A 5162-nucleotide genomic window follows, 5' to 3' on the forward strand; every position below is an offset into this window, starting at 1 on the left:
TTGGCGTTGTCGTCGCATCCGTGGTTGGGCGATCACGTGGTGTCGGGTGCGGTGGTGGTGCCGGGCACGGCTCTGGTGGAGTTGGTGGTGCGGGCTGGCGACGAGGTGGGTTCGTCGCGGGTGCGGGAGTTGACGATCGCCGCGCCGTTGACCCTGCCGTCGTCGGGTGGGGTGCGGGTGCAGGTGCGCGTCGGTGGGATCGACGACTCCGGCGGTCGGGACGTCGCCGTGTACTCGCAGGCAGAGGACGACGTCGAGGGGGAGTGGGTTCGGCACGCCGGGGGTGTGTTGGAGCCGGTGTCGGCCGAGGAGCCGGGCTTGGAGGTGTGGCCGCCGGTCGGCGTGCCGGAGACGGACCTCGCTGGCTGGTATCCGGCGCTGGTGGAGCATGGGCTGTCGTACGGGCCGGTGTTCCAGGGGCTGCGGCGGGTGTGGGCCGGCGACGGCGAGCTGTACGCCGAGGTGGCCCTGCCCGACGACGTGGCGGAGAGCGCCGGCCGGTTCGAGGTCCACCCGGCGCTGCTGGACGCGGCGCTGCACCCGATCGGGCTGCTGCAGACCGCCGAGGCGTCCGGCCCCCGGGTGCCGTTCGCGTTCGAGGGTGTGCAGGTGCACGCCTCGGGCGCCCGGACACTGCGGGTGCGGTTGCGCCGTGCCGGGACGGCCGTCCGCCTGGTTGCGGTGGACGAGTCGGGTGCGCCGGTGGTGTCGGTGGACTCCCTCGTGTTGCGGGAGATGGCCGCCGTGTCCGCCCCGGCCGGGACCGACCGGTCGCTGTTCGAGGTGTCGTGGCAGGCCGAGGACGTCACCCCGGCCGGGGACGCCTCCGGCTGGGCCCTGGTCGGTGACGCGCCGGCCGAGCTGCCGGGTGTCCGCGTGTTCGGGGACGTGGCGACGCTGGTCGCGGCCGTCGACGCGGGCCAGGACGCGCCGAGCATCCTCCTGCTGCCGGTCGCCGCCGAGGGCGACGACCTGCCCGGGCTGGTCCGCTCTCTGACGTCGACCGTGCTGGAGTCCGTGCAGGCGTGGCTGGCCGCCGAGCCCCTCGCCGAGACGCGGCTGGTCCTGGCGACCCGGGGCGCCGTGGCGGCGCGGCCCGGCGACCGGGTCGACGACCTCGCGGGCGCGGCGGTGTGGGGTCTGCTGCGGTCGGCGCAGTCGGAGCACCCGGACCGGATCGTCCTGGCCGACCTCGACCGGGAGCCGGACGCCGACGCGCTGGCCGTCCTCGCCGCCGTGGCCGACGACCCGGCCCCCACCGGCGGTCAGCTGGCGCTCCGCGACGGCGCGGTGCTCGTACCTCGGGTCACCCGGCCGACCGGCGACGCGCTCACCCCGTCCACGGACCTGTGGCACGTCGCGGCGGTCAGCCCCGGCACCATCGACGGTGTCGACCTGGTGTCCGGCAGCGCGACGCCGCTCGCGGCCGGCCAGGTGCGCATCGCCGTACGCGCGGCGGGTGTGAACTTCCGGGACGTGTTGATCGCCTTGGGCATGTATCCGGACTCGTCTGCGGTGATGGGCAGCGAGGGCGCGGGTGTGGTGCTGGAGGTCGGCCCGGGGGTCGCGGATCTGGTGCCGGGTGATCGGGTGTTCGGGTTGTTCGAGCCCGGGTTTGGTCCGCAGGTGGTGGCGCAGCGGGATCGGATTGCGCGGATGCCGGCGGGTTGGTCGTTTGTGGATGCGGCGTCGGTGCCGGTGGTGTTCCTGACGGCGTACTACGCGTTGCATGATTTGGCGGGTTTGCGGGCGGGGGAGTCGGTGCTGGTCCACTCGGGTGCGGGTGGGGTCGGTATGGCGGCGATCCAGTTGGCGCAGCATTTCGGTGCCACCGTGTATGCGACCGCCAGCCCCGGCAAGTGGGGCGTGCTGCGCGGTTTGGGTGTGGCCGAGGAGCGGATCGCGTCGTCGCGGTCGACGGAGTTCGAGCAGGCGTTCGCCTCGGTCAGTGGTGGCGCGGGTGTGGATGTGGTGTTGGATGCGCTCGCGGGTGAGTTCGTGGACGCGTCGCTGCGGTTGTTGCCGCGTGGTGGTCGGTTCGTGGAGATGGGCAAGACCGACGTCCGCGACCCGGAGTTGGTCGCCCGGCAGCACCCCGGCGTGACGTACCAGGCGTTCGAACTCAACAACGCCGGTGGGGAGCGGATCGGGCAGATGCTCGCCGAGCTGCTGGCCCTGTTCGAGCGGGGTGCGCTGTCGCCGTTGCCGGTGCGGGTGTGGGATGTGCGGCAGGCGCGGGCGGCGCTGCGGCACATCAGTCAGGCCCGCCACGTCGGCAAGGTCGTTCTCCGGGTTCCGGCGCCGGTGGACCCGGACGGGACCGTGCTGGTCACCGGAGCGTCGGGCACCCTGGCCGGGGTCGTTGCCCGGCACCTCGTCGCCACCGGTCAGGCGCGCCGACTGCTGCTGGCCTCGCGTCGCCTGCCCGCCGAAGGCAGCGACTACGCGGCGCTGGTCGCGGAGCTGACCGAGGCCGGCGCGACGGTCGACGCCGTCGCGGTGGACGTCGGCGACCCGCAGCAGGTGACGGACCTCGTCGCCGGGGCGCACTCGCTGACCGCCGTCGTGCACACCGCCGGGGTCATCGCCGACGCGACGATCACCTCGCTGGACGCCGACGCCCTCACCGCCGTCATGGCGCCGAAGGTCGACGGGGCGTGGGCGCTGCACCGCGCCACCGCCCACCTGGACCTCGCCGCGTTCGTGGTGTTCTCGTCGATCGCCGCCACCCTGGGCTCGCCCGGGCAGGCCAACTACGCCGCCGCGAACGCGTTCCTCGACGCCCTCGCCCAGCACCGCCGCCAGCAGGGTCTGCCGGCGGCCAGCCTCGCCTGGGGACTGTGGGCCACCACCAGCAGCATGACGGCCCACCTCGAGGCGACCGAGCACCGGCGGGCCATCCGCGCCGGCAGCGCCCCGCTCACCGACACCGAGGGGCTCGCCCTCCTCGACGCCGCGCAGCGGCACGGCGGCGCGCACGTCGTACTCATGAAGGTGCCGGCGGCCACCGAGGCGCCGGACGCCGGGCGGGTCCCCGCGCTGCTGCGCGACCTCGTCCGGCCGCCCCGCGCACGGCGGCGGGCGGCCACCCGGGCCACCGCCGACCTGTCCGTCGGCGAGCGGCTCGCGGCGCTCAGCCCCGTGGAGCGGCGCGGCCAGCTCCTCGAGCTCGTCGCCGGCAACGTGGCGGCGGTCCTCGGCCACCGCTCGGCCGACCACCTCGACCCACAGCGGCCGTTCAAGGAACTCGGCTTCGACTCCCTGACCTCCGTCGAGCTGCGCAACCGGCTCGCCACCGCGACCGGGCTGCGACTGCCCGCCACGGTCGCCTTCGACTACCCCACCCCGGTCGTGCTCGCCGACTTCCTCGACCGGGAGATCGTCGGCCGGGCCGCCCCGGCGACCGCCCAGGCCGCCGCCGCGGCCGGCACCGACGAACCCATCGCGATCGTCGGCATGGCCTGCCGCTTCCCCGGCGACGTGCAGACCCCCGAGCAACTCTGGGACCTGGTGACCGCCGGCGCGGACGTCATCGCGCCCTTCCCCACCGACCGCGGCTGGGACCTCGCCGACCTGCGCACCGACGCCCAGGACGGCACCGCCACCCCGCAACGCGGCGGCTTCCTGTACGACGCCGCCGACTTCGACGCCGCGTTCTTCGGCATCTCGCCCCGCGAGGCCCTCGCGATGGACCCGCAGCAGCGGCTGCTGCTGGAAACCTCGTGGGAGGCGTTCGAGCGGGCCGGCATCGACCCGCTGGCCGCCCGCGGCAGCAGCACCGGCGTGTACGTCGGCCTGATCTACCACGACTACGCCTCCAAGGCCCTCGGCACGTCCGACGAGCTGGACGGGTACGTCGGCAACGGCAGCGCCGGCAGCGTCGCGTCCGGCCGGATCTCCTACCTGTTCGGGCTCGAAGGACCGGCCGTCACCGTCGACACGGCGTGCTCCTCGTCGCTGGTCGCCCTGCACCTCGCCGCGCAGGCGCTGCGACAGGACGAGTGCCGCCTCGCCCTCGCCGGCGGCGTCAGCGTCATGTCCACCCCCGGGATGCTCGCCGAGTTCTCCAGGCAGCGCGGCCTGTCGCCCGACGGGCGGTGCAAGGCGTTCGGCGCCGGCGCCGACGGCACCGGCTTCGCCGAGGGCGTCGGCATGCTGCTCCTCGAACGGCTCTCCGACGCCCAGCGCAACGGGCGACGCATCCTCGCCGTCATCCGGGGCAGCGCCGTCAACCAGGACGGCGCCAGCAGCGGCCTCACCGCCCCGAACGGCCCATCCCAGCAGCGGGTCATCCGCCAGGCCCTCGCCAACGCCCGCCTCGCCCCCGCCGACGTCGACGCCGTCGAGGCGCACGGCACCGGCACCGCCCTCGGCGACCCCATCGAGGCGCAGGCGCTGCTCGCCACGTACGGGCAGGAGCGGCCCGCCGACCAGCCGCTGTGGCTGGGCTCGATCAAGTCGAACATCGGGCACGCGCAGGCCGCCGCCGGTGTCGCCGGTGTCATCAAGATGGTCCTCGCGATGCGGCACGGCGTCCTGCCCCGCACCCTGCACGTCGACGAGCCGTCCCCGCACATCGACTGGTCGGCCGGCTCCGTCGCCCTGCTCGCGCAGGACCGGCCCTGGCCCGAGACGGACCGGCCGCGCCGGGCGGCCGTGTCGTCGTTCGGCATCAGCGGCACCAACGTCCACACCATCCTGGAGCAGGCGCCCGACGCCGCGCCCGCGCCGACCGTGACCGTGCCACCGGCCGTCACCTCCGGCGACCTGACCACCCCCTGCGTGCTCTCCGCCCGCACCGCGGACGCCCTGCGCGAGCAGGCCACCCGGCTGAGCGCGTGGCTGGCCGAGAACCCCGCGGTGCCGCTGCCGGACCTCGGCCACGCGCTGGCCACCGGGCGGTCCGCGTTCGAGCACCGCGCGGTGCTGCTGCCCCGCGACCGGCAGAGCCTGCACGCCGGCCTCGACGCCGTCGCCGGCGACGAGCCGTCGTCCATCGTCGTCCGGGGCACGGCCCGCCCTGGCCGGCTCGCCGTCCTCTTCTCCGGTCAGGGCGCGCAGCGCGCGGGGATGGGCCGGGAGTTGTACGGCGTGTTCCCGGTGTTCGCCTCGGCGTTGGACGAGGTGTGTGGGCACCTGGATTCGCTGCTGCCGCAGCCGCT

1 protein-coding gene is annotated in these 5162 nt (G+C 75.0%); it reads left to right on the top strand.

The genetic code is table 11. The features are described from left to right. Positions 1 to 24: 24 nt before the first annotated feature. Positions 25 to 5162 (top strand): SDR family NAD(P)-dependent oxidoreductase (locus ABZ793_RS34505; RefSeq protein ID WP_357465166.1); only part of this gene is annotated, 5138 nt, incomplete at its 3' end.

Source organism: Micromonospora sp. NPDC047465, assembly GCF_040643125.1.
Lineage (GTDB): Bacteria > Actinomycetota > Actinomycetes > Mycobacteriales > Micromonosporaceae > Micromonospora.